Here is a 25,530-nt window from a genome sequence, read left to right on the forward strand (position 1 = left end):
CATGAAGGTTTGGTGAGAAGATGTCAAAAAGATTAGAGGAGCTATCTAAAATAGGATATATATTGATCAAGCTTTAAGGATAAACGGGATTATATATAAAGAGAAAAAAGTTGCTATTAAGAGCAGAAAAAAAGAAGGGCAGCAGTGTTGGCTTTTGATGAGTTAGATTGTTTTAAACCGAAGGGAAAAGAATGATAGGATGGATTTTGATCGGCTTTTTGGTTGTTGTCCTGCTTATTGTTGCAGCCATTTTGTTTAATTTCATCGGGCTTTGGATAAAAGCGATGATTACAGGGGCTGCAGTCAGCATCTTTAATCTTGTAGCCATGAGACTTCGAGGCATCCCTCCTTCTTTAATTGTCAATACCAGGATTACGGCTGTTCGTTCTGGTCTTTCTATTTCGACGGCACAATTGGAATCTCATTTTTTAGCAGGGGGCAATATTGAGCATGTGGTTAGAGCTTTGGTTGCTGCCGATAGGGCTGGAATTCCCCTGACTTTCAACAGGGCATGTGCCATCGATCTGGCCACGATAGGAACGGGGAAAAGCGTTTTTGAGGCTGTGCGCACTAGCGTTAATCCCAAGGTTATCGATTGTCCTTTCCAAACCGGTGGTGGTCCTACACATATCGCTGGAGTAGCAAAAGATGGAATAACGGTTAAAGTCAAAGCACGAGTGACGGTCAGAACAAACTTGGAAAGGTTTGTTGGGGGAGCAACCGAGGAAACGATTGTGGCTAGAGTTGGAGAGGGGATAGTGACGACTATTGGAATGGCTAATACATACAAAGAAGTGTTAGAACATCCTGACCGGATTTCTAAGATCGTCCTCCAGAAAGGGTTGGATTCAGGTACAGCGTTCGAAATTTTATCCATCGATATTGCCGAGGTGATCATTGGGGACAATGTGGGAGCAAAGCTACAAGCTGAACAAGCCGAGGCGGATAAAAGGGTAGCCCAAGCGAAGGCAGAAGTCAGAAGGGCTGCTGCTGTGGCTTTGGAACAGGAGATGAAAGCAAAGGTAGAAGAAATGAAAGCAAAAGTTGTAGAAGCTGAATCTCAAATTCCGGTGGCTATTTCAGAAGCATTTAAAAAGGGTTATCTGGGGGTGATGGATTATTACCGGTTGCGGAATATCCAGGCTGACACCCAAATGCGGACGAGTATTTCAGCAGAAGGCTCTTCTGCTAGTCCGACTTGATTTAATTTGTACGGGTTATGAGAGATTTGGTTCCTTTCCTTTTTTTTGTGTTGTTGGTGGCACTGCAGCTGCTTTATGGACTGAGAAGAGGCAGTAAAAAACAGGAAGGTCCTACGGCTCGTAAACCTTTTCCTTGGGAAAAGGAGGAATCGAAGAGTCTTGATCAACTCAAAACCGAATCGGAACAGGAAGGGAAAGCATCCTCTTTAGAAAAGGAATTTTCTATTGTCTATACGAAGGCCCATCAACTTCAGGAAGAGAAAAGCACCTCAACCGTTTTTGAAGAGGTAAAAACTGAAAATAAATATAGCTGGGAAAAGGATTTTGATAAAAATGAACCACCGCCAAAAGAATTGAAAGCAAAAAAAATAGCCCTTTTTTTGAAAAACCAAGCAGCTTTAAAAAGAGCGATTATAATGGCTGAAATCATTGGTCCCCCTCGATCGATTCAAGACAAAGATCCATTTATGGAAAAATGGTAAAAATCAGATGCATTGCTATTGCTTATTAAAGGGTTATTGTTTCAAAAATCACAAAAATGATTAATGGAAGGAATGAAAAGATTAATTAAATTCTCATTTTACTTCTTTTATATCTTTTTATTTTTCTTGCTTCACGTTCTCTGGTCAGAAGAAAAAAAAACTGAAATTCTCTATTATACCTGCACGATGCATCCCAGTGTCAAATCAAAGACCCCAGGCAAATGTCCTATCTGTTCAATGGACCTTATCCCTGTCTATTCAACAAGCTTGGAGACTCCAAGCGCTGAAAAAATCCAAAAAGAACCGTCCCAAACAACTCCTTTTTTTATTCCTCCCGAACGGCTTCAAACCATTGGGATCAGGACCGAAGAGGTAACTGTCCTCCCCTTGAAAGCTGAAATTAAGGCACCAGCCATTGTCTCTATTAACGAGTCTCAAGTCTATGACATCAACGTCAAGGGAGGAAATGGTTATGTCATAAAATTATATGCAAATTACGTGGGTAAACATTTTTCGAAAGGAGAAGTTCTTGCCACCATATTAAGCCAGGATTGGGTACAGGCTCAAATGGACTATGTAAAAGCCTATAGGGCATGGAGAAGAAGCCTGTTAGTTAAAAAAGATAACCCCATACTGCTTGATCAACAATTTTACCATGTGAGAGCAAGGTTGAGGGTATGGGATCTTGATGAGGAGCAGATTAAAGAACTTGAGAAACGGGCATGGGCGATGTCTGTCACAGACGTCCGGACAGCTAAGGGTATACGTGGCAGTTTTGACCTTCATTCGCCTGTAGAAGGGCATGTGCATGAAAAAAATATTTATGAAGGAATGTATTTTACTGCTGGCCAATCTTTGTTAAGGATTGTGGATCTTAGGACAGTATGGATTTTAGCTGAATTGCCAGAAGATCAATCACGCTATATAACCGTGGGACTTCCTTGTGAAATAACTTTCCCAGCCTTTCCTGGAAGGATCTTTCGATCAAAGATCGATTTCATTCAACCTCATTTTGAAGAAGAAACCCGAAGACTGCAGCTTAGGGTTGTTCTCCCTAACCTCAATCACATGTTTCATCCCGGAATGTATGCTGATTTTAAAACGATCATCGATTTTGGCAAAAAACTTGCTATCGCTGAAGATGCTGTTATTCCTACCGGGGAAAAATTTGTTGTGTTTTTAGATCATGGGGGAGGTCATTTGGAACCTCGATTCGTTGATCTGGGAGAAAAAATCGAAGGTTATTACATCGTCCGCGGGGGATTGAAAGAAGGTGATCAAGTAGTCAGTGGGGCTAATTTCTTGATTGATGCAGAAGCTCGAGTCCAGGGAGCATTGAAAATATGGACAAGAGAAAATATGAAAACTACGCCTGAACAAAACAAAGCACATCCTCCCATGGAACATAACCCTATGCATGGGATGCCTGGTCATATGCATGGAATGCCTGGTATGTAACCGACAATGATCAGCCGAATCATACAGTGGAGTGGGAAAAATCCTTTTCTAGTTCTCCTTTTTGTTTTTTTAGGCACAGTCTTAGGGATCTATTCTATTTTTCATGTTCCTCTTGATGCGATTCCCGATCTTTCTGATGTCCAAGTGATCGTCTATACCGAATGGCCAGGAAGAAGCCCAACCCTTGTTGAAGATCAGATTACATATCCAATTTCGACTCTTTTTATATCGGCTCCCAAAGTCAAGTATGTAAGAGGGGAGTCGATGTTTGGTAAATCTTTTGTCTATGTGATTTTTGAGGATGGGACAGATCTTTATTGGGCTAGGAGCAGGGTGCTCGAGTATTTGAATACGGTGCGTACAAAACTCCCTTCTAATGTTACTCCGACGATAGGACCCGATGCGAGTGGAGTAGGTTGGGTTTTTGAATATGTTTTAGTCGATACTTCTGGAAAATATACCTTGGATCAGTTGCGTTCCTTCCAGGATTGGACCTTGCGTTATGCGCTTGGGACAGTGCATGGGGTTTCAGAGATAGCCAGTTTTGGCGGCTATGTTCGGCAATATCAGGTTAATGTAGATCCTAACAAGCTCTTGGCTTATGGAGTCCGTTTTGGTGAAGTAGTCGAGGCAATACAAAAAAGCAATCGAGATGTAGGGGGCAAAAGCATCGAGGTTTCCACGGTGGAATTTTACATAAGAGCTAAGGGTTATTTTAGGAATCTGCAAGACATCGGCAATGTCGTTGTAAAAAGGGGAAGGCAAGGAGTGCCTGTCCTTGTCCGCCAGCTTGGAGACCTATCCCTTGGTGGAGATTTTCGATTTGGGGTGACTGATTTTAACGGACTTGGAGAGGCGGTGGGTGGGATTGTGGTCATGAGGTACGGAGAAAATGCCTTGCAACTGATCAATGGTTTAAAAAAGAAAATCAAAAGCCTGGAAGCTTCTTTTCCCCCAGGAGTTAAACTCATTCCGGTTTATGACCGCTCCGAGCTTATATACAGATCGATTGATACACTTAAAAGAAAGCTTATTGAAGAATGTCTTATTGTCAGTCTTGTCTGTGTTGTCTTTCTTTGGCACATACGCAGCTCGCTTGTTCCGATTCTTATGTTGCCGACCGCTGTTATCTTATCGTTCATTCCATTTTCTAGTTTTCATCTGACCGCTAATATCATGTCACTGGGGGGTATAGCTATAGCGATAGGAGCGATGATCGACGCAGCCATTGTGATGGTTGAAAATGCCCATCGCTCGCTAGAAGAATACAAGGTTGCTAGTGGTCTTGAGCCTAGTGGTTCTGTCCGAAGAAAGTTATTGCTTGAAGCTTCAAAAAATGTGGGTAGACCCCTATTTTTTTCCCTGCTTGTCATTACCGTTTCCTTTTTACCCATTTTTGCTTTGGAAGACCAGGAAGGAAGACTATTTAAACCCCTTGCTTTTACAAAAACCTTCTCCATGTTTTTTGCTGCCTTGCTTTCGGTTACCCTTGTTCCCCCTCTTATGCTTGGGTTTGTGAGAGGCAAGATCATCCCTGAACAAAGAAACCCACTCAACCGGTTTCTTTTTTTTATCTATACTCCACTGCTTGAGCTGAGCTTAAAACATAGGTTTGTCGTTATAACCCTAGCTTTACTTATTTTAGGCTCTACTTTTTATCCTTTGTCAAAATTGGGGGCAGAGTTCATGCCTCCTCTCAATGAAGGGACGATCCTTTACATGCCCACAGCAGTACCCGGAATAAGCATCTCTGAAGCTTCTCGCTTTCTTAATCTGCAGGATCGCTACTTGATGACCTTCCCTGAAGTAGAAATGGTTTTTGGAAAAGCGGGAGGGGCGGATACAGCAACCGATCCAGCTCCCCTTTCAATGACCGAAACGGTTGTAACTTTAAAGCCTAAGGAGAAATGGAGAAAGGGTATGGATTGGGACAAGCTGATTGCGGAAATGAATCAAAAGTTGCATTTTCCAGGCGTAGCTAACGTGTTCTGGATGCCTATCCAAACAAGGATCCAGATGCTTACGACAGGATTTCGATCCGTCTTGGGAATCAAGATCTTCGGCAAAGATTATGAAGAGTTGAACAGGCTTGGGGAAGAAATAGAAAAAGTGCTCTTGGAACTACCCGAAACCCGTAGTGCTTATGCGGAGAGAATTGAGGGTGGGAATTATATCGATATCATTCCACGCAGGGAGAGACTGGCTCGCTACGGATTAACAATCGAAGATGTGGATCAAATCATAGAGGGAGCCATTGGAGGAAATCCTGTGACCACAGTAATAGAAGGAAGAGAGCGTTATCCAGTCAGTGTCAGGTACAACCGGGATTTTAGAAAAGATAGTGCTGCACTGTCTCAGATTCTTGTTCCTCTTCCTCCACAACCCCCTTTACCGAAACAGATGACTGGGCAGGAGGCTATGGCTGCTGCAGTGTTTACGACCTCGCAGGTTCCTTTAGGAGAAATAGCTGATATTCGGTTTAACCAAGGCCCTCCGCTTGTCCGAAGCGAAAATGCACAACTGGTCAATTTTGTTTTTGTAGACACGGCTGAAAAAGATCTAGTCGGATATATCAAGAAAGCGGGTCAAAAGATAGGCATGAAAATCTTTTTCCCACCAGGTTATTATATTGAATGGGCTGGCAGCTACCAATATTTCCTGCGGGCCAAAGCCAAATTTTCCATTCTTATTCCTTTAACCTTGTTTATCATTTTTGTCCTGATTTACATCAATACGGGCTCTATCAAAAGAGCGGTTATTGTCCTTCTGGCTTTTCCTTTTTCGTTAGTTGGAGCATTCTGGTTTCTGTATATCTTGGGTTATAACTTGAGTGTTGCTGTTGCAGTCGGTTTGATCGCTTTGGCTGGAATTGATGCTGAAACCGGTGTAATCATGCTTCTTTACCTTGATCACGCTTTCATGGAAGCTAAAAAACAGGGAAAATTGAATTCAATGGATGATCTTTTAAACGCGGTAAAGGAAGGAGCCGCGGGTAGAATAAGACCAAAGGTGATGACAGTCTGCGCCATTCTGTTTGGCCTTTTACCTATACTTTGGAGTCAGGAAACGGGAGCGGATGTGATGAAAAGGATAGCTGCACCAATGGTCGGAGGAGTGATTACTTCAGCTATATTGGAGCTTATTATCTATCCAGTGATCTATATTTATCTTGAGAGAAGATCGGTTGTTGTATCTCAAAAACTGAAGGCCATAAACAAATAAAAAAACTAAAACAACCCAAAAATTTCCTTCAGTCGAAGGAAAACCTTGGCTCTCGCTAAAGGGCATTCAAATTATAATAAAAAGGATGAAGCGGACTCCTCCATACCAGAGTCCGCTTCCAAGTAAAGGGTCATTTGACCGAATGCATTTCGGCTACAAGATTAATATAATCTTTGGCTTTGTCTGCTAACCTATGGGTATAAGTCATTTCAGAGCTTTCCCCTAATCCCTTCTGATGTAGCTCTTTCATTGTTTTACTGGCCAAGACCCGGTTTATCAAATTTTGAGCTTCCCTAATGTGATGTCTTCCATGTTCTATCGACATTTCATCAATACCCGGCGACATGCCCATCTCTCCCAACATGATCAGGTTAGAGCCCTCTGCAGCCATCTCCACGGCATGATTAATCATTTCATGCATGTGGTGGAATTTCATTGATGTTCCCTGTTCATGATGGTGCCGATGCTGCTGGGCATGAAGGGGAATAGTCGCTGTCCCAAACCCTAAAAAAGCAAGCGATGACAATATATAAATCATTTTCTTCATAAGTTCCTCTCTCTTTTTTCTTAATTAGGAGGTCACTCTCTAAGAATTTCATGGAGAATGACTTTATTCTAACTTTAAATCATTTGCTTAAAAATAAAAAGTTGAAATATAATTGGAATAAAACAATTTTCTTGGAATAAAATCAGGATTAAGAGATTTAATAAAAAGCAGCTGGTATAAAAAATGCTTTGAAAAGATTGCTGTGGAGACCATAAAACCATTGATACCTCCTCTAATGGGCCATAACGCGATCTATTCAATGTCGTTTTAAATGGCCTCCACAGCTTTTCTAAGCAGAAGTCTTTTTATACTTTTTACCGACGAGTTAAATAAGGTTGGGATTTTGATTCTTTTCTGTTTTCCTTGTTTTTTGAACTCAAAAGAGCATATTCTCTAGTCAATTCGGCTCCAAAGAAAAAAATTTGCGAACAGTAAAAGATCCAGAGCAAAAGCATGATCACAGAGCCCCCTGCTCCGTAAATAGAGGCTACGGCACTTTTTCTCAGGGATATCCAAAGCAGTGACTTTCCTGCAAAAATGAGTAAAGCCGAAAACAGGGCGCCAAACCAAACATCCTTGAACTGAATTTGGCTGTCGGGTAAAATTTTATAAAGTAATGAAAATATAAGGAATTCTGCAAGAAAGCTGGCAAGCTGGATACCTTCAGGGATATATTTTTTTAATTCTGGAGAAAACTCTCTTAAAAAAGTGGCGGTCTCTAAAAAAGTAGTTGAAAGCAATAGGAAAAGCAGAAGTAGTAATCCTAATAAAAAGATAATAAGGAAGGAAAAGAATTGTTTTTGGACAGCATGCCATAATCCGGCTTCTTTGCCAGGAACTATTTCCCATATTTCATTGAGAGATTTTTGCAGTTCAATAAAAGCTCCTGAAGCACCAAATAACAAAGAAAACATAACCATCGACAGTTGCTGAGGATTGCTCCAGAATCCAACAGGAGCATGAATTTGATAGCTCTTTAAAATATTGATAGATTCCTCTCCTAAAATCTGCAAAAAAATGAAAATAATTTGGCGATTGACCTTAATTGGATCAACAAAAAGACTAGCTATAGAAACCAGGACCAATATAAGGGGAATTACGGAAAAAAGGATGTAACAAGAAAGCGCAGCACCCATTTTTGAGCCATTGTGGGCAATCCAACCTCCAATGGCTCCTTTAAAAAGGCTAAAAAGAAATCTCATAAAGACAATTGTTATGAATGAAGTTGTCCTTCTTTACCTGAGCCGTCCTTTGGATAAAATAATAAAAGAACAGTTAGTTTTGAAGGGTATTTCTCTTTAAAAGGATTGTTTTAGTTCTATAAAAAAAAATGACAAAAACCGTTAACCTTATCATCATCCTTCTTTTCACAATAATCATGATCCTTTTTTTATGGCAAGACATCGCCTCAAAAATTGAAATGAAATATGACTCCTATATAGCCGAATATGCCCATGAGTATGGGGTTGATCCGCTCCTTATCAAAGCGGTTATCTGGAAAGAAAGTCGATTTAGACCCAAAAAGATTGGAAGGTCAGGGGAAAGAGGACTGATGCAAATCAGAGAGCCGGCTGTCCAAGATTGGGTTCAAAAAGAGAAAACTTCTCCGATCCCTATTGATAATTTATTGGATCCTCAATTAAATATTCAAATTGGCAGTTGGTATTTAGGACAGGCTCTTAAAAGATGGCAAAACACAGATAATCCTACCGTTTTTGCTCTTGCCGAGTATAATGCAGGCAGACGCAATGCACTTCATTGGGTAGATCCCCAAAATCCGACCAGTGCTAGCGCTTTTTTAAGAAAGATTGATTTCCCTTCGACCAAAAGCTATATCTTAAAAATTCTTGAAAGGTATAAAGAATATAAAGGGGGCTTTTTTTGGCTTTCTTGGAATGAAGTCCTTACCTTTATTGGAAGCGATGAGTCTAGAGACTACAATTCAACAAAAAAAAATAAGTAGTCTTGTTTCACAAAGAGAAATTTTGTTGGTAAAAGGGCCCTTAGCTCAGCGGATTAGAGCGGCTGACTACGGATCAGCAGGCCACAGGTTCAAATCCTGTAGGGCCCATTGGAAAAAACAAACATTGATGTTTTGCACTTTTTTCTTTTTATAGGTAACAAAAAAGGCTATGTAATGAAGGGTAAACAAAAAATTGATTTGCGCTTTTATTTGATCATATAAAAATATTGGTAATTTTAAACTCAACTATTCGTTTAAAAAGGACAGATCTAGAAGCGGGTGTAGTTCAATGGCAGAACGGCAGCCTTCCAAGCTGCACACGAGGGTTCGATTCCCTTCACCCGCTCCATTTTTTTTCTAGTAAACTTTGCTTTTTTCCTTCTTATTGATTAATAAGTAGTTCTTGTTTTGAATCGATGTATAAAAAGTTTAAACCAATGAACCCTAAGTCTAAAAAAAGACTGTTATCTATCCTTCTTCTTTTATGTTTGCCCTTTGTTTTAAGTTCAATCAGAGCTTTTGCTGAGGATTTGGCAAATGAAGAGGCTTCTGTAACCAATACTGAAGATCGGCAAGAAGAAAACCAAGCCGACTTAGGGTCAAATCCTCCGAGTGAAAATGCTCTTGAGGCTCAAGAACTGTCCCCTGAACAAGCCAAAAAGATTCTGAAACAGAAAGAAAAAGAAGAGAAAAAGAGGCTTAAACAGTTAGAAAAAGAAGAAAAGAAAAGGAAAGAGGAAGAAAAGAAAAAAGAGAAACTGGAAAAGAAACAAGCTGGATCTAATGTTACGAACTCACAGCCCGAAAAAAAACCCGGAACCGAAAGGGTGTATGTCATTAGTAGGATTTTGCCCGCTATTTGGTGGAATGTTAATCCTTCCGAGAAAGTGACCAAACTTGAAATCGTTCTGAGTGAACAAAAGCTCTATGTTTATCAGGGTGGAAGGCTAGCAGCCATCGCTCCCATCTGTTCGGGAACAAAAGATCATCCTACCCCTGTTGGTCATTTTAAAGTGATTAACAAAGAAATTCTTCACCGGTCAAACAAGTATGGATGTTTTGTCGACTCAAAGGGCAAGATCATTTATGCTAATGCTACTGTTGGGATGATTCCACCAGCAGGTCTTCATTACGAGCCTGCTGATATGCCTTTTTTCCTTAGGCTTACCGACGATGGAGTCGGTCTTCACGGAGGTTATTTGCCCGGTTATGCGGCATCCCATGGTTGTGTGAGGCTCCCTAAAAGTTTTGCTCAAGATCTCTATCCCCTCGTATCCTTGGGGACTCCCGTACTGGTTAGGAATTGATTAACCTAAAGGCAGCTTTTCAAAGAAGTTTGATTCGGACCTGATTTTTTCAAGAAAAAAGTAAGGATCGATTTTTTGGATCCTTTTATCTACGATTTCTTTACCTACCGTAAAGTGGTACAAAGATTGCCACCTTTGGTCTTTTATACCAACTATCCTATGCACTTCATCATCAAAAAAACACCCAATGCCAGTAGCCCTGAATCCAACTGCTTCTGCCTCTAGATACAGGAACTGGCCTAGCAGCCCACATTGCCAAAAGAGTTCTGGATAGAGGGTTGGTCCATAGGTTTTGATTGGATCTTCAAATTTGACGATCATTCCCAAAGAAAAAAAACTGTCAGCCGCAATCGACTGGTAGCAATGAACCATCTTGGCTAAAGTATCTGTTTTTAGGGGTTGCATGGAGAAAAAGGGAATGGAGTCGAAAATCTTTTCCCATAAAAAGCTCCCATGAAAACTTTGCTTGATTTCTTCTAGATCAGATTGCAACTCCAAGAAATAGATCCCTTGAGCTAATCCTTCAACGTGGTTGATGAAAAAGAGAAGAGCTATGATAAAATTTTCTTTAAAAAGGTCAAAAGGAAAGAGCTTGTTTTTTAAGTTGTTATAAGTCTTTTGTAAAAGAAACTGGAATTTGTCTCTAGGGCATTGTGCCGATTTATCCATGGCTTGTGCACTTCTCCTTTGGTGGATGATTTCTCTTGCGTAAACTTGACGGACTAAGGAAGAAGTCAATGAAGAGTGGCTTGGTGAGATTGTTTTGGCCAATTTGATTTTCAAAGGGAAAAAAGAAGTTCTTTGGCAAACAGCAGCTATCTTTTCAATTTCTGGCCAAGGAAAATGTTCCTTGCTCAATGAGTTAGGCTGTCCGAACAGAGTGCGAGGAATAAGCCTTTTTAATTTTTCCTCTTCAATGGTCAATTCAACGCTTTTCTTTTGCAACGGTACAATCAATAAAAGGATCTCTGGATATTCCTTTTCTGGACCTTCTTGGGAAGCAAGACCAAGGATAGAGCCAAGAAGCTCCGTCCCTATTCCTTCGACTAAATAGCTTTCCCACCCGAGCAGGGATGCCGAAAAACGGATTGTTCCTAGAACATGTCCAATGTCTAACTGGCAATACCTATAGGCCCGCTCTCCGTACTTCCAAGACTCCCTCCAGTATATCGAGCTTATCCCCACAAAGAATCCCTGAGCTGGAAGACCAAAATCAGCTAACAAGTTTTTTCCAAGCGTTGCTCTTTTTTCAAGACAATGGAACAAAGGACAGTAATGGTATAAGGCCGTTTCATTCTGCTCTTTTCCAAAACTATCGATGATAAGATAAACTTCTGTTGGATGGAGGTTGCCGCTTGAAGGATTTATTCTTAGGCTCCATGGAGAAAGCCCTGGAGCTCTTTTCCAGGCTGAAATTGACAAACTATCTAGAAGAAAAAGACTAAGCGTTTGTTCGTCCAAGGGTTTGGTGGGAATCTCTTCTGTACCAAGACTGTCGAAATAAGAAGAACCGCTTTCTTTAATGAGAGCTAGCCCTATTTTAGGGCTTCCTTCATAAATCCTGAAAGGGAATGGTTCATTTTCCCAATCAAGAAACATGGGTGAGGGAGCATAAGCTTCAAGTCTATGCTTTGTCCTTTGGTGATAATCAAAGACAATATTATCCCCTAATCGAATGTTTTTTTCCATTTTGTTCTATAAACTCAATGAGAGGGATGAACAAACAGAAAATATCAATGAATGAAACGAAGAGATTTTTTAGGATGAGGACGATGAGTGTGAGATCTTAGCTCTTCAACCGCTTTTTTAATATCATTGTACAACACATCAGCCATATCCCTGGAAAATCCCTCCCGAATGACTATTCTAATCACAGCGGTGTTCTGGGCATCAGGAGGCATAAAATAAGCCGGAATCTGCCATCCTTTTTCCCTGAGCTTATGCGAAAGATCGAACACGCTAAAAGGCTCTTTAGATTTAAGCTCAAAGCATATGACAGGAATATCTTTTCCCTGGCTAATCATTTCAAATATCCCCAAGGAGGCAATTTTTTCAGCTAAATGCAAACTTATGGTTTGCATCGACTTAAGGATCTGGGTGTAACCTTCTTTGCCCAGTCGAAGGAAGTTATAATATTGGGCGATAACCTGGCTGCCAGGTCGAGAAAAATTCAAGTTAAAGGTAGGAAGCTCTCCTCCCAAATAACTCACCTTGAATATGAGTTCTTCGGGTAAAGAAGACTCATTTCTCCAGATAACCCATCCCACCCCGGGATAAACCAACCCGTATTTATGACCAGATACATTGATCGATTCAACAAAAGGGAGCTGGAAATCCCATTTGAGCTCGGGGTGTATGAAAGGGGCAACAAAACCACCGCTTGCTGCATCGATATGAAGAGGAATCTTTATACCCTTGGTAATCGAAAAATCTTTGACAACTTCATGAATTTGTTCGATGGGCTCGAACTCACCTGAATAGGTGGTTCCCAAAATGGCTACCACTCCAATTGTATTTTCGTCTAGATATGAAGCGACTTTATCTGGATTGGTCACATAACTTCCAGCAACGACAGGAATGAACCTTGGTTCAACTTCAAAATACCGGCAAAATTTCTCCCATACGACCTGGACATTCGTTCCCATCACCAAGTTAGGCGCATTGAAAGGTTTTGCTGATTGTTTTTGTCTTTTTTTCCAATTCCATTTCATGGCCAATCCAGCAAGCATAATCGCCTCTGACGAACCAACGGTAGAAGTGCCAATAGGCTTTTCAGCATCAGTGCCATGGAAAAGACGAGCAATCATCCGTACGCACCGTTTTTCAATTTCGGCTGTTTTCGGGTATTCGTCTTTATCAATCAAGTTCTTGTCATAGGTTTCGGCCATAAGTTCTCTTGCTTCTTTTTCCATCCAGGTCGTTACGAATGTGGCCAAGTTTAATCTTGGATTGCCTTCGAGCATTAATTCATCTCTTATAATCTGGGCAGCAACTTCAGGGGGCATGCCTTTTAGGGGGAAATGGTATTTTGGAACGGGCTCCACCATGGACCTTTTGGCATAGGCGGGATAAATCAGTTCTTCGATGGTGTTATCATGATTATCAAAAAACTTGTGCATGAGTTGTTGCCTTTTTTAGTTTCAACAGATAAAGGGAGGATAAAGTTTCAAGCAAATTATTTTTTTTAAGCCTAGGCTCCATGATTTTTGACTGGGATGATCACAGATCGAGCTATCCACTAATCAATAAGTCAAGAAGACCGTAGCGAAGACCTCTAATGCTTGAAATAATGGTACTTGACCCGAGTACAACAAGAGTACTAAATACGACAGCCATTCCTGGAATGATGATTTCGGTCCGGTTATGGGGAAGTCCAGGAACTGTCCTTAGCTTTTCTAGATCGTAGCGAGCAAACTCTTCTATCTTTTTTAGAATAGAATCTGTATCCATGGGGAAGAGATGAGTTTTCAAGAAATCTTCCTTTGAAGATTGCTGAAAAATGTTAGCCATCGTTGAGATTGTGCCGCCTGTGCCTATAACCCCTTGGCAATCTATCCTTATATCTTTTAATTGTTCTTGCAGTTGTTTTTCTAAGCAAAGAAGCATCTTAGCAACGGTCTTGGTCCCCACCGGGTAGCCCTCAATAAAACGATCTTTTATCCTGATTGCACCCAGAGGCAGGCTAAGAAAATACTCGGGGATTTTATCTTTTCCCCGAATCCACTCTGAACTTCCCCCTCCTACATCGACAACGGTAAGGGGATCTGTTTTGTCTTGCAACAAGGGATCGGAACTCACCCCTCGGTAAATGAGTTTAGCTTCGTCATCCCCGCTTAAAAGAATGATCTTATGACCAAGGATTTCTTCTGCTTGTTTTAAAAAATTTTTCCGGTTTTTGCTGTCTCTCACTGCACTGGTAGCAGCAGCGATACGATGAGTCAGCCCTAGTTCATCGGCACGACGACGAAGCAAACCGAGTATATCCAGTGTTCTATAGATGGCTTCTTGACTAAGTTCTCCTGTAAAAAAAAGGCCTTCGGCAAGTCTTGTGGTATAACTGAGATGAAGAAGATAATCGAGCTGGTTGTCCGATTTAAGCCGTGCAGCAAGGAATTTTATCGTATTACTGCCAATGTCGAATACACCGAAACCTTTTGTGTCTTGAACCAAGGGATAATACCGGATAACTCTTTCTTTTTTTTGAATGAACTGATTTTGCTGCGGAAAGATCATGAATGTTATCTCTTTTATTTGATCTGTTTTTGTAGGGAAATGATAAAAGAAGAGATCTTTAGTTCCTTGCTGTTTTTTTCAAGCATTTCTGAAAGAAAACCGATTAAAGAGTCTATTTTTTTTAAATCCTTTCTTCTGCCTTTTTCGGGACGAATCTGTATTTCTTCGAGGATTTCTAGAATTTGACTCAGTAACTTCACTTTTTTTTGGCTGTCCGCTGCATGGTTATTGAGAAGAGAAATTTGCAGAGCAAGGTTTTCTATTTCCCTGTGTAACCGTGAAAGGTAAGCAGCACTAAGTTGATCAAGTTGGACAGATATTTCAGAGAGTTTTGCGCGAATTTTCTCTTCCAAGGCTGAAGAGAAAAAAGCTGGAGATAACTCTTTCATCACTCTTTTCTTATATCAAATTGAAGTTTTCCTTCCCTGAAGTCAATGAAAACCTGATCATGTTCGTTAATCTCACCACTAATAATTTTTCTGGAAAGAGGGGTTTCTAACTCTTTCTGGATAACTCTCCGTAGAGGCCTTGCTCCATAAACAGGACTGTAGCCTTCCTGTGCAAGATGGGATTTAGCAGGATCTGAAAGCTCGATTTCAATATATCTTTCCTTGAGCCTATTTTTGAGAAGAGTTAGCTGGAGATCCACAATCTGTTTAATTTCTTCTAGGCTCAGGGGTTTAAAGATCACCACTTCATCTATCCGATTGAGAAACTCGGGGCGAAAGACAGCTCTGAGCTCTTCCATGATTTTATGGCGGACGTTTTCACTGATGACTCCCCCCGCAAGTGCAGCCTCGGTAAGATAAACACTGCCTATGTTAGAAGTCATGATGATGATGGTGTTTCTAAAATCTACTGTCCGACCATGACCATCAGTCAGTCTTCCATCTTCAAGAATCTGCAGGAAAAGATTGAAAACTTCGGGATGGGCTTTTTCAATCTCGTCGAGTAAAATGACCGAGTAGGGTTTACGACGCACAGCTTCGGTAAGCTGTCCTCCTTCTTCAAAACCTACATAACCCGGAGGTGCACCGATAAGACGGGCAACGGTATGTTTTTCCATGTATTCGCTCATATCGAGCCTGATCATATTTTCTTCACTATCAAAGAGAGCTTCAGCTAGAGATCGAGCAAGTTCGGTTTTCCCGACTCCAGTAGGTCCTAAAAAGATGAAAGAACCAATTGGTCGTTTGGGATCCTTTAGACCTGAACGGGCCCTGAGAATGGCTTCCGTTACCGCTTGAACAGCTTCATCTTGTCCTACAACTCTTTTATGAAGGATCTGGTCAAGTTTAAGGAGCTTTTCTTTTTCTCCTTCAAGCAGCCGACTAACAGGAATACCCGTCCAGCGTGAAACAATTTCAGCGATTAAGTCAGGAGTAACCTCTTCCTGAATCATTCGGTTTTTAGACTCTCCCCGTTGAGTTATTTTTGATTCGAGCTCTTCTATCTGCTTGGAAAGAACGGGAATTTTCCCATAGCGTAATTCAGCGACTTTATTCAAGTCATATTCTCTTTGAGCCTTTTCTATCAGCTGTTCGGTCTTTTGGAGTTCTTCGCGCAGTTGCTGAAGCTTTAGAATTGCTCCCTTTTCTTCTTCCCAATGGGCTTTTAGCCTATCTTTTTCAGCCTTTGTATCGGCAAGTTCTTTTTCCAATTCAGCTAATCTGAGTTGGGAAGCCTCGTCTTTTTCCTTTCTTAAAGCTTCCCTTTCGATTTCAAGTTGTAAAACTTTTCTCTCTAAAGACTCAAGTTCTTCAGGCATGCTTTCTATTTCAGTCTTGAGCTTGGCTGCGGCTTCATCAACCAGATCAATGGCTTTGTCAGGCAAGAATCTGTCCGAGATGTAGCGGTGGGATAGAGTAGCTGCAGCAACAAGGGCACTATCCCTGATCCTCACGCCATGGTGGACTTCATATCGGTTCTTCAGTCCACGGAGTATCGAAATCGTATCTTCGACACTGGGTTCTTCTACGAGCACAGGCTGAAACCTTCTTTCCAAGGCTGCGTCCTTTTCAATATATTTACGGTACTCATCCAGGGTCGTTGCCCCAATACAATGAAGCTCGCCACGAGCAAGCATCGGTTTAAGCATGTTGCCTGCATCAATAGCTCCTTCAGCCTTGCCCGCTCCAACCACCGTATGGATTTCATCAATAAAAAGAATAATCTGGCCTTGGGAGGAGCTGATCTCTTTAAGGACAGCTTTTAGCCTTTCTTCGAACTCTCCCCGGTATTTTGCCCCTGCGATTAATGCACCCATATCCAAGGCAATAATCCGGCGACTTTTTAAACTCTCAGGCACATCTCCTTTAACGATCCGTTGAGCAATACCTTCGACTATAGCCGTTTTCCCTACCCCAGGTTCACCGATCAAAACAGGATTGTTTTTTGTCCGCCGGCATAACACCTGAATTGTTCTTCGGATTTCACTGTCTCTGCCAATGACCGGGTCGAGTTTGCCCAGTTCAGCTAGTTTTGTTAGGTCCCGACCATACTTTTCCAATGCTTCATAGGTGACTTCCGGGTTGGGAGAAGTGACTCTTTGCGATCCTCGTACCTCGGTTAATACGCGTAACAAAGCTTCCCTGCCTAATCCATAGGTTCTAAAGAGTCTGCCCACCACCGTTTTTGAGGGTTCTTCGAGCATTGCCAAAAGCAAATGTTCAACACTGACGTATTCATCTTTAAGTCTTTTGGCTTCTTCTCTTGCTTTAACCAATAGCTCGCTGAATCGTTGACTGATGTAACTGCCTGTGGTGGCCGCTGTGCCCGTTATTCGGGGGAATTTTTCAAGTTCAGTTTCAAGTTCTTCACGAAATATTTTTAGGGGGATGCCACATCTTTCCAAAATTCTAGGAATCAGTCCTCCTTCCTGGATTATTAAGGCTTCAAGCAGATGTTCGACATCGACAACTTGATGGCCATATCTTGTGGCGATTGCCTGGGACTCAGCGATGGCTTCCTGTGCTTTTTCAGTAAATCTATTCATTGCTTTTCCCTTTACCTTTAGTTGATTTCATTAAGCTTGTGGCTATCAATCAGGGATTTTTCTAAAAAGAAATTCAATCCCTAACCCTAACCATCCAACAATGAAAGCCACTCCACCAAAAGGAGTAAATTTTGCCCAAAAGAACGATTTAGTTATAACCAAAATATAAAGAGAGCCACTGAAAAAAACAATGCCTAGAAGAAACAAAATAAAGGGAATCCCAAATCCCTTTTTCTGGGAACCCACAAAGAGGAGCGTAAGGACATGAAAAAAATGGTATTGAACAGCTGTTTTCCACATTTCCATGTAATGCATTTCTTGTGGGGCTAATTTTAATCCGTGCGCCCCGTATGCCCCACAGATCACAGCAAGACAACCAAGGAAGGCAGCTAATGATACTTTAAGCCTGTTCATCGTTATATGTCAGTTGTTTCAAAAGTTTTAGGATTGTAACTGAGTTAGAAAAGAAAAGAAAAGTGAATTTTTGGATTTTACTCACCCCATGTTTTTATGGTTTTCAAAAAAAAAACTTTTACCTTGTGACTTAATCTTTTTGATCGAAAAGTGAAGGGAACAGTGAAGGACCCTCTGAAGGTTCTTTTCTTTTCTTGGAATTTTTCTTTTTTTGTCCCGACTCCATAATGGAAAGGATTTTTTTTGCTTTTGCTATCACTCTATCCGGAATGCCTGCTAGTTTTGCAACATGAATCCCGTAGCTTTTATCCATGCTCCCTTTGACTACTTTTCTTAGAAAAACCACATTCCCCTCATTTTCCCTGACAGCCATGGAATAGTTTTTGATTTCTGGATAGATATCAGCCAGCTGTGCCAGTTCGTGGTAATGGGTGGCAAAAAGAGTCAAAGACCTGTTTGTCTTGTAAAGCTCTTCCACAATCGCCCAAGCCAGGGACAGCCCATCATATGTACTTGTTCCCCTGCCCACTTCATCAAGGATAACGAGGCTTCTTGAAGAGGCATTATGAAGAATATTTGCCGTTTCATTCATTTCTACAAGAAATGTGCTCTGTCCCATGGCCAGGTCATCGTTAGCCCCAATACGGGTAAAAATTCTATCCAAAATGCCGATTTTGGCTTTCTTTGCAGGAATAAAAGAACCGGTGTGCGCAAGTAAACAAAGAAGGGCGACTTGCCTTATATAAGTGCTTTTGCCAGCCATGTTAGGACCAGTAATTAACAAAATCCGTTGACCGGGGCCAAGATGAGTCGAATTCGAAACAAACTCTCCTGGAGGCAGGCATTGTTCAACGATGGGATGACGACCCTCTTCGATTTCGATCAGGGGTTCATCGACCATTGTGGGTTTACAATATTTTCTTTCTTGGGCTAAATCAGCAAGTGAACTGATCACATCAAGTTTGTTGATTGTTTCCATTGTTTTTTGGATTGAGGGAATCCTTGAAGCGATCTTTTCTCTTAAAGCCCTGAATAGATCCTGCTCAAGTTCGTTTGCCCGGTTTTTTGATCCTAAAATTTTAAATTCGATTTCTTTTAGCTCCCGGGTGATAAATCGTTCCACGTTGGCCAGGGTTTGGCGCCTTTCGTAATGGGGTGGGACTGCCTTTGATTGACTGTGGCTCACCTCGATTAAATAACCAAACACCTGGTTATATTTTATCTTAAGTGTTTTTATCCCTGTTTTTTCTCTTTCTTTTTGTTCATAATCGATAAGCCACTTTTGGCCTTGTTCAGATAGCTCCCTGAGTTCATCTAGTGCCTGACAATACCCTTTTTTTATTATTCCCCCCTCTTTATTCGAAAGGGGAGGATCCTCTTCAATTGCCTTGTCAAGCTCCTCTACAATATCCCTTTCCAAGGATATTCTTTCAGAGACTTCGCTTGTTGTTTCATCGCAAAGAGAACTGAGAAGGTTTTTTATAAGGGGAAGCTGACTTAAAGAGAGCTTGATGTTCAAGAGTTCCCTTGGATTAACATAACCTTGAGAAACTTTGGAAAGAAGCCTTTCTAAGTCACCAACCTTTTCGAGTATTTCCCGGAGTTCTTTTCTTGGCTTGGGATGATCTACCCAAAAAGAGATCGCCTGCTGTCTTTCTTCAATCACGGCAAGCTCTTTGGAAGGTTCAATAAGAAACCGTCGCAATAGCCTTCCTCCACCGGGGGTAACGGTTCTATCGATGACCTCGAAAAGGCTTTTTGCTGATTTTGACTGGGAATGGATAATTTCAAGGGTTCTTTGAGCAATCGTATCAATCCAGAGTATGTTAGCTGGAATGAGCTGTTGAATAGGACCGATGTGGGAAATGCTTTGGTGCAGTTCTTCACCCAGGTAGCGAAGAAGAGCTCCAGCCGAGCAAACCGCTGCTGGCAACTCTCCAAGGCCATATCCTTCTAAAGAAGACACCCTAAAATGGTTAATCAGGAAATTTTTGGCTTCTTCATAAGAAAATGCCCAGGAAAAATAGCGATGAATAAAACAATCACTGCTGAGGCCATCCAAGACTTCTTTACCCTGTTCATTGCTCTGAATGAAAGAAAATTGCTCGCCTTGGGGAATAATGATTTCCAGGGGGCTATAGCGGTTAAGCATTTCGAAAAACTCTTTTTCTCCATCAACCTGTCCAGAAAGGAATAAGCCGGTAGTAATATCGATGAAAGAAATCCCAAATTTGTTTCTCCAGGGGACCAAGCTCATGCAAAATTGGTGTTCTTTGGGATGAAGTAAAGAGCCATAACCATTGCTACCCGGGGATATGATTCTAACAATCTCCCTTTTGACAAGCTGACCGGGCTTGGGTTGTTCAACTTGATCGCAAAGGGCAACCCTTTTTCCGGCTTTGACTAGCTTAGTGATATAGCCTTCAATGTTTTCGGCAGGAACACCGCACATGGGTACTCCCTGTCTCTGGGTCAAAGCCAAGTTGAGTATCTTTGCTCCTTCCTTCGCATCATCCAAGAACAGTTCAAAAAAATCACCGAGCCTGAAAAGCAGAAAGACATCGGGAGGTAGTTTTTGTTTAGCCTCCCAGTACTGTTTCATCATCGGGGTCAGATTTTCTATTTCCTTCATTTCTTTGTTTATTATTTTTGTCGGAATCTTTGAAATTTGATATTAATTTTTTGTCCAAAGATGCAGCTTTATCTTCAACTTCTAGAAAAGGTCCTTAAACAGGGTATACCCAAAAGGGACCGGACGGGTATTGGAACCTATTCCCTTTTTGGAGAACAGATGAGGATCGATCTTACTCAAGGTTTCCCGCTGCTTACAACCAAAAAACTTTATTGGAAAGCAATCGTTTATGAGCTCCTGTGGTTTCTAAGAGGTGATACCAACACCCGCTATCTTCATCAAAATGGCATAACCATTTGGGATGAATGGGCAGATGAGAACGGTAACTTGGGAAGAATATACGGCGCACAATGGAGGAGCTGGAGGGGAGCTAACGGAAAAACGGTTGATCAGATAGCATGGGTCATTGATCAAATAAAGAAAGATCCCGACAGCCGAAGGCTCATTGTCAGTGCTTGGAATCCAGCTGAGCTAGAGGAGATGGCTCTGCCTCCCTGCCATGTTCTTTTCCAATTTTATGTTCATTACCCTTATCTATCCTGTAAACTTTATCAAAGAAGTGGGGATATATTTCTAGGAGTTCCCTTTAACATCGCCTCTTATTCACTGCTTACCTATCTCATCGCCCAAGTTTGTGGCCTAATACCAAAAGAGTTTATCCATAGTTTTGGAGACATTCATCTTTATGCAAACCATGTAGATCAAGCCAAAATCCAGTTGGGAAGAGAACCTAAGCCATTGCCCAAAGTTTACATCAATCCAAAGCTTAATTCGATAGATAGCCTTTCTTTTGAAGATATTGAATTGGAAGGCTATGATCCCCATCCTGCGATCAAGGCAGCCGTTGCCGTTTGAAAGAACATAAGTTTTGTGGAGTTTATTGAAATCTACTGCTTGGATAAAGAAAGGGTTTTAAGAAATTTAAAATTGACCATCTTTTTGCTTTCTTCATCCCACAGCTGAAGGTTTATGGTTTTAAGGCTTGAAGGAAGGGTTAAAGTGGTGACTTTTTCAAACAAGGGGAGGTTTTTATGGCATTGGCTGAGCCAATAGTTTGGGATTCGGGGACTTAAATGATGGACATGATGATAACCAATACTTGCCGTAAACCATTCTAATAGCTTGGGTAGTTTATAATAAGAGCTCCCTTGAAGGGCGACTGATTTGTAATCCCATTTTTCAGATTTTTCCCAGTAAACTTCTTCAAACTGGTGTTGAACATAAAAAAGCCATATCCCTGCTGCAGCGGCAAGGAAAGCAACTGAAAGCTGAATGAGGATATAGGTTTGCCAACCAAAAAGCAGGCTTAAAACAATACCCATTACAAGAATCCCCATGTTGGTTATTAAAACCGATAGGTGTTCTTTTTTACCTGATTTTTTGGAAGCAAATCGATATTTGACCAGAAAGAGACCTAGAGGAGATAGTCCAAACAAAAATAGGGGGTGACGTAGAATCCGGTAGAGAAGTTTTTTCCACCAGGGAGAGCTAAGATATTCTCTAACCGTCCATGTCCATAGATCTCCGATACCTCTTTTATCTAAATTTCCTGCGCTACGGTGATGGATGGAATGTTCCCATCTCCAATGGTGATAAGGAGTAAAAACGAGTATTCCAAGGATAGTTCCGACAATCTCGTTTGCTTTCTCTGACTTAAAAAAGGAGCAGTGACAGCAGTCATGAAAAAGGGAAAAAATTCTGACTTGAAAAGCTGCACATAAAAAAACCAGTGGAATAACGATAAGAATAGAGATGTGCCAAAAGAAATAGATCAAGTACCAAAGTGCTGCATAGGGCAGTAAAGTATTTAAGAGTTGTCCAATGCTTTTACTGGCTGAAGGATTTTGATAAGACCTGATTTTTGCTTTCCACGCCTGAGTATGAGAGTCTGAATTGGATGGATGCATAAAAAATGTAAAGTAGGAGTTAGTAAAAAAATGAGAAAAAGAGTTATATAAACATTTTGATGATTTATAAAGAAAAACTTATTATAAGTTCGCTTTGATTAAAGCAATTGTAAAGAGAACTTTATTTTTTAAGTTTTTAATCTCCGTTCTTGAAGGATAAAACAAAAAGAAGGGCTAACTCAAGGCTAGAGTTTTAAAGCTTTTGGACTGTCGCTCGATGGAATGGAAACAATTCAGCTGATCCATTCTTCTGCTTATGGTAGGTGGGTTTCAAATACCAAGCTAGGAAATCAATTGACATTCCTGGAGCTCTTTTCTCCTATTTTAGTTATTTTAATGCTAATCTTGGATTGATTACATGTGTGTGGAATTTTGGATGAAATGGGCAACCTTTCGGCGTGGTATCCAGCGCTATATACTGATTTTGGAGGGAGCCATTTTTAACTACATGTAGCAAGGAGCGGTTGCTGCCCGGCAGTATCTAGGGGATGTGGGGGTGGGGTTGGATATTATTCCCAAATATGAGACGACGATCAGTGCGATGGCGGCCTTGCCTGTGATGGCGATAAATGTGCCTGTTGATCAAAGAAACTATGCAACGGGAGCCAGAGCGACGATTCAATTTGGCTTTAGACAGAATTCTAGTGATTTGTTGTGAAATTAACAAAAATACCAAAACCAGAGGGATGGGGAGGTGTTCAGAAGTGGATGAAAAAAAGATAAAAAAGGTTTAATGGATCAGAATATAAGGGGAAAAAATGTTTGAGATTTTAATTTTTTTTGACTAGATAACTACTTTTTTGAGATATAAGCAAAAAGGAGGAAAGTCATTGAAAAGATTATTCTTAAGGAAACTATATAAAGCAATTTTGGTATTGGCGGCATCCCTTTGGATAGGGCTGGGGGCAAAGGGATGGGCAGTTCCTGGATTAGGCCAGTTGCCAGGACATGGAACAATAGCAACAGGTTCTGCGACGTATCAAAATGTTACACAGAATGGATTTACTAATGCGGCTACACTTACGGTGAGTGGAAATACGGCTATTTTATGGGGGAGTAGTGGGGGGACATTGAATGTTACAGGGAGTGGTTCAGGCTTTAATGTGGGATCTTCTGCTTACTTGAGTATAACGGCTGCTAGTAATGGTAGTAGCCTATTAAATGTAGACACAACAGGCAGTCCTTCCTACATTATGGGAACAATAAATGTAACAAGTGCTATCCCATTGTTTGTGGCTAATGGAAGCGGGGTTGTTGTAGGTCCTAATGCTATAATTACGGCTCCTGGAGGACTTGGACTTTTAGGTTATGATCTAAGTGGTCAAGCTTCGAGTTTTAATGGAACAGTGAGTGTGACGCCCACGACAGTGGGGTCATTTGTTAATGTACAGTCAGGGGCTACTCTTAATGCTTCTGGAGCATCACTATTAATTGCGGCACCTACGGTGAATGTGGGGATTGCTACATCAACTTCTTTGGTTGGAACTTATGGTCCTAATCCAATCAGTATTTTAGCAGGCTATTATTTTAATCAGTATTATCCTTCAAGAGGTAGATATGCAGAATATGGCGCTCCTACACCAATAACCAATGCGATAGCTGGAGCGACTCCAGGATCCATTACAATTTCAGGTCCTACTTCTGGTTTTTATGCTTTTCCATCTGGTAATCCGACTGGTACACTTCTGCTTTCTTCAGGGAACATTATTACAAGTGGTAACTTGAGTTTAAGTGGTGTGGGTCGGTTGGAATGGGGTACGTTTAATCCTTCAAACTTAGCTGCTGCTACCTTTACGAATAATGGGACTATTGTATGGACTGCTCCAGGTATAACACACCAACTGACTACGGGATCGCTTGTAAATAATGGAACGATTCAAGCGGGTACAAGTGATGTTATAATTAATGTAGGTGGGAGTATAACAAATAACTCTGGCGCTACTATTGATGGGGGCGGGTTTAATGTAGCATTACTTGCTGGTATATCTTCTTCTCCTGGAAATGGGATAGGAGGGGGGATTGTTAATTTCGGGACTATCAATGGATATAATTACGTAAGGCTTGTTGCTTCTAATGAGAATGGTATTGGGCCATATCCAGGTGGTGGAATCTTTAGTAACGGAACAATATCGATTACCAACCCAAATGGGTTTAGTTCGACGGTCATTAACCCTGTTTCATTCTTATTTGAGGAGTTTGGAGGTCCAATGGTGGGAACTGGGACTGGCAGCTATCTTAATGTAGGAAGTCGCACAGGAAATGTTTTCCTTGGAGGGACAATTAATGTTGCAGATCCAAAAGGTCTAGGGAGAGCGATTTTTGCAGCTGGGTATAATCCATTTACAAATGCTTTTACAACAGCATCACAACAGTTCACTCTCGCAACGAATATTACGGCACAAAACGTGTTCTTCGGGGGTGGAAGTCTAGTTGGACCAGCTGTAGTCACGACTCAGAACATGGTGATTGCGGCTAGAGGTAATGTTAATAATAGGACAGGGAGTGATCCTTTAAACAATAGTTTTCATCTTTCTAATGGACCATGGGCTGCAACGACTAACGTAGTGATTAATGCCATAGGGACAACGGGTAAACAGGCGATTAACCTTGCAATAAATGGGAACGCGACGGTCAATTCTGGGCAGACTTCTACGTTTCTCCATAATGATACTATTGGATTGAGTTTGCCCACTCCCAATGCAGGGAGTAATCTGCTTGTGAATGCTTCTGGCAATTTGACTATTAACCCAAGTATGGTTATTGAATATTTGGCCTTTGACCCATATACGCTCAGTAAATTCGTATTTCATGTACCTGGCTTTAGTTTTCCGGGTGGGATAGTGTTTATGTCTGGGGGGACGCTAAAGATCAATACCATTGTTGATAATGGATATACATCACAAGCGGTGGCAGGACAGGGAATATTCTTCCAAGCTCCTAAAATCGTGACGACGAGTCCTGTGATTACCAGTGGGAATACGTGGGTAAATTTCAGTACGACACCCACTACGGTGCCTGCTATTTATTCAGCAACTCCTGTATCGAAAATTACGCCAAATATATTTAATGTGGCACTGAATCCCAGTGCTTATCATGTCAGATCTTTTAGCCCATAAAGGGTGATTTAAAAGGAGATGCATAGAAAAAGGAGGCAATAGCTAATTGCCT

The 25,530-nt window shown here is 41.2% G+C and carries 19 protein-coding genes and 2 tRNA genes; 11 read left to right on the forward strand and 10 right to left on the reverse strand.

Annotation, left to right across the window (positions count from 1 at the left end):
- Positions 1-191 precede the first annotated feature (191 nt).
- The 4 genes from floA (at position 192) to IT6_RS06865 (ending at position 6,364) form a co-directional block, all read left to right on the forward strand.
- Complete coding sequence (floA, locus tag IT6_RS06850; RefSeq protein ID WP_134440213.1) at positions 192-1,202, forward strand: flotillin-like protein FloA; 1,011 nt, start codon at positions 192-194, stop codon at positions 1,200-1,202.
- 17 nt (positions 1,203-1,219) lie between these two features.
- Entirely contained in the window at positions 1,220-1,684 is a 465-nt protein-coding gene (locus IT6_RS06855) for a hypothetical protein (RefSeq protein ID WP_134440214.1), read from the forward strand.
- Positions 1,685-1,756: 72 nt separating this feature from the next.
- Positions 1,757-3,142: an efflux RND transporter periplasmic adaptor subunit gene (locus IT6_RS06860; RefSeq protein WP_242524141.1), complete on the forward strand. Its 1,386-nt coding sequence runs from the start codon at positions 1,757-1,759 to the stop codon at positions 3,140-3,142.
- A gap of 6 nt (positions 3,143-3,148) precedes the next feature.
- Positions 3,149-6,364 carry an efflux RND transporter permease subunit gene (locus IT6_RS06865; RefSeq protein WP_206825716.1) on the forward strand — a complete coding sequence of 1,072 codons (3,216 nt, stop codon included), beginning with the start codon at positions 3,149-3,151 and terminating at the stop codon, positions 6,362-6,364.
- Between the two features lie 130 nt (positions 6,365-6,494).
- On the opposite strand, the gene IT6_RS06870 is transcribed toward IT6_RS06865, so the two are convergent.
- The gene (locus tag IT6_RS06870) at positions 6,495-6,911 is read right to left on the reverse strand and encodes a hypothetical protein (RefSeq protein WP_134440217.1); all 417 of its coding nucleotides are present in this window, start codon (positions 6,909-6,911) and stop codon (positions 6,495-6,497) included.
- A 314-nt stretch (positions 6,912-7,225) separates the two neighbouring features.
- The gene (locus IT6_RS06875; protein ID WP_206825718.1) at positions 7,226-8,113 is read right to left on the reverse strand and encodes a YihY/virulence factor BrkB family protein; all 888 of its coding nucleotides are present in this window, start codon (positions 8,111-8,113) and stop codon (positions 7,226-7,228) included.
- Positions 8,114-8,241: 128 nt separating this feature from the next.
- Between IT6_RS06875 and IT6_RS06880 the strand changes: the two genes are divergently transcribed.
- The 4 genes from IT6_RS06880 to IT6_RS06895 all read left to right on the forward strand — a co-directional run bounded on the left by IT6_RS06880 (position 8,242) and on the right by IT6_RS06895 (position 10,181).
- On the forward strand, positions 8,242-8,874 hold the full coding sequence (locus tag IT6_RS06880; RefSeq protein ID WP_134440219.1) for a lytic transglycosylase domain-containing protein: 633 nt from the start codon (positions 8,242-8,244) through the stop codon (positions 8,872-8,874).
- Between the two features lie 34 nt (positions 8,875-8,908).
- Positions 8,909-8,982 (forward strand) — tRNA-Arg (locus IT6_RS06885).
- Positions 8,983-9,149: 167 nt separating this feature from the next.
- A tRNA-Gly gene (locus IT6_RS06890) sits at positions 9,150-9,223 on the forward strand.
- Between the two features lie 88 nt (positions 9,224-9,311).
- Positions 9,312-10,181, forward strand: coding sequence for a L,D-transpeptidase family protein (locus IT6_RS06895; RefSeq protein WP_134440220.1), 870 nt, complete (start codon positions 9,312-9,314; stop codon positions 10,179-10,181).
- Here IT6_RS06895 and IT6_RS06900 read toward each other — a convergent pair whose 3' ends face one another.
- From IT6_RS06900 to mutS, 7 genes are all read right to left on the reverse strand, one after another.
- Positions 10,182-11,870, reverse strand: coding sequence for a nitroreductase family protein (locus tag IT6_RS06900; protein WP_206825720.1), 1,689 nt, complete (start codon positions 11,868-11,870; stop codon positions 10,182-10,184). It abuts the gene before it with no gap.
- A 44-nt stretch (positions 11,871-11,914) separates the two neighbouring features.
- The gene (locus tag IT6_RS06905) at positions 11,915-13,300 is read right to left on the reverse strand and encodes a glutamate decarboxylase (RefSeq protein WP_134440222.1); all 1,386 of its coding nucleotides are present in this window, start codon (positions 13,298-13,300) and stop codon (positions 11,915-11,917) included.
- A 112-nt stretch (positions 13,301-13,412) separates the two neighbouring features.
- Positions 13,413-14,414, reverse strand: a complete 1,002-nt coding sequence (locus IT6_RS06910; protein WP_206825722.1) for a Ppx/GppA phosphatase family protein — start codon at positions 14,412-14,414, stop codon at positions 13,413-13,415.
- 14 nt (positions 14,415-14,428) lie between these two features.
- Positions 14,429-14,803, reverse strand: coding sequence for a hypothetical protein (locus IT6_RS06915; protein WP_134440224.1), 375 nt, complete (start codon positions 14,801-14,803; stop codon positions 14,429-14,431).
- Entirely contained in the window at positions 14,803-17,409 is a 2,607-nt protein-coding gene (gene clpB, locus IT6_RS06920) for an ATP-dependent chaperone ClpB (RefSeq protein WP_206825725.1), read from the reverse strand. Before clpB ends, IT6_RS06915 begins: the two co-directional genes overlap by 1 nt.
- Before the next feature lie 45 nt (positions 17,410-17,454).
- On the reverse strand, positions 17,455-17,823 hold the full coding sequence (locus tag IT6_RS06925; RefSeq protein ID WP_206825732.1) for a DUF423 domain-containing protein: 369 nt from the start codon (positions 17,821-17,823) through the stop codon (positions 17,455-17,457).
- Positions 17,824-17,953: 130 nt separating this feature from the next.
- On the reverse strand, positions 17,954-20,455 hold the full coding sequence (mutS, locus tag IT6_RS06930) for a DNA mismatch repair protein MutS (protein ID WP_206825733.1): 2,502 nt from the start codon (positions 20,453-20,455) through the stop codon (positions 17,954-17,956).
- Between the two features lie 60 nt (positions 20,456-20,515).
- Here mutS and IT6_RS06935 point away from each other — a divergent pair, with 60 nt between their 5' ends.
- Entirely contained in the window at positions 20,516-21,310 is a 795-nt protein-coding gene (locus IT6_RS06935; protein WP_206825735.1) for a thymidylate synthase, read from the forward strand.
- Positions 21,311-21,342: 32 nt separating this feature from the next.
- On the opposite strand, the gene IT6_RS06940 is transcribed toward IT6_RS06935, so the two are convergent.
- Complete coding sequence (locus tag IT6_RS06940) at positions 21,343-22,362, reverse strand: fatty acid desaturase family protein (RefSeq protein WP_206825737.1); 1,020 nt, start codon at positions 22,360-22,362, stop codon at positions 21,343-21,345.
- A gap of 490 nt (positions 22,363-22,852) precedes the next feature.
- Between IT6_RS06940 and IT6_RS06945 the strand changes: the two genes are divergently transcribed.
- Both IT6_RS06945 and IT6_RS06950 read left to right on the forward strand, forming a co-directional pair.
- A complete protein-coding gene (locus IT6_RS06945) occupies positions 22,853-23,020 on the forward strand; it encodes a hypothetical protein (protein WP_206825739.1) in 168 nt (55 codons plus the stop codon).
- A gap of 217 nt (positions 23,021-23,237) precedes the next feature.
- On the forward strand, positions 23,238-25,478 hold the full coding sequence (locus IT6_RS06950; RefSeq protein ID WP_206825741.1) for a beta strand repeat-containing protein: 2,241 nt from the start codon (positions 23,238-23,240) through the stop codon (positions 25,476-25,478).
- Positions 25,479-25,530: the final 52 nt, after the last annotated feature.

The sequence above is a fragment of the Methylacidiphilum caldifontis genome (assembly GCF_017310505.1).
Lineage (GTDB): Bacteria > Verrucomicrobiota > Verrucomicrobiia > Methylacidiphilales > Methylacidiphilaceae > Methylacidiphilum > Methylacidiphilum caldifontis.

Bases quoted from the DNA above. Each gene is read 5' to 3' on its own strand.
- IT6_RS06935 (WP_206825735.1), top strand. From the start codon at position 20,516: ATGCAGCTTTATCTTCAACTTCTAGAAAAGGTCCTTAAACAGGGTATA.
- IT6_RS06865 (WP_206825716.1), top strand. From the start codon at position 3,149: ATGATCAGCCGAATCATACAGTGGAGTGGGAAAAATCCTTTTCTAGTT.
- IT6_RS06860 (WP_242524141.1), top strand. From the start codon at position 1,757: ATGAAAAGATTAATTAAATTCTCATTTTACTTCTTTTATATCTTTTTA.
- IT6_RS06940 (WP_206825737.1), bottom strand. From the start codon at position 22,362: ATGCATCCATCCAATTCAGACTCTCATACTCAGGCGTGGAAAGCAAAA.
- IT6_RS06925 (WP_206825732.1), bottom strand. From the start codon at position 17,823: ATGAACAGGCTTAAAGTATCATTAGCTGCCTTCCTTGGTTGTCTTGCT.
- IT6_RS06870 (WP_134440217.1), bottom strand. From the start codon at position 6,911: ATGAAGAAAATGATTTATATATTGTCATCGCTTGCTTTTTTAGGGTTT.
- IT6_RS06905 (WP_134440222.1), bottom strand. From the start codon at position 13,300: ATGCACAAGTTTTTTGATAATCATGATAACACCATCGAAGAACTGATT.
- IT6_RS06895 (WP_134440220.1), top strand. From the start codon at position 9,312: ATGAACCCTAAGTCTAAAAAAAGACTGTTATCTATCCTTCTTCTTTTA.
- clpB (WP_206825725.1), bottom strand. From the start codon at position 17,409: ATGAATAGATTTACTGAAAAAGCACAGGAAGCCATCGCTGAGTCCCAG.
- IT6_RS06915 (WP_134440224.1), bottom strand. From the start codon at position 14,803: ATGAAAGAGTTATCTCCAGCTTTTTTCTCTTCAGCCTTGGAAGAGAAA.
- floA (WP_134440213.1), top strand. From the start codon at position 192: ATGATAGGATGGATTTTGATCGGCTTTTTGGTTGTTGTCCTGCTTATT.
- IT6_RS06880 (WP_134440219.1), top strand. From the start codon at position 8,242: ATGACAAAAACCGTTAACCTTATCATCATCCTTCTTTTCACAATAATC.
- mutS (WP_206825733.1), bottom strand. From the start codon at position 20,455: ATGAAGGAAATAGAAAATCTGACCCCGATGATGAAACAGTACTGGGAG.
- IT6_RS06900 (WP_206825720.1), bottom strand. From the start codon at position 11,870: ATGGAAAAAAACATTCGATTAGGGGATAATATTGTCTTTGATTATCAC.
- IT6_RS06875 (WP_206825718.1), bottom strand. From the start codon at position 8,113: ATGAGATTTCTTTTTAGCCTTTTTAAAGGAGCCATTGGAGGTTGGATT.
- IT6_RS06855 (WP_134440214.1), top strand. From the start codon at position 1,220: ATGAGAGATTTGGTTCCTTTCCTTTTTTTTGTGTTGTTGGTGGCACTG.
- IT6_RS06910 (WP_206825722.1), bottom strand. From the start codon at position 14,414: ATGATCTTTCCGCAGCAAAATCAGTTCATTCAAAAAAAAGAAAGAGTT.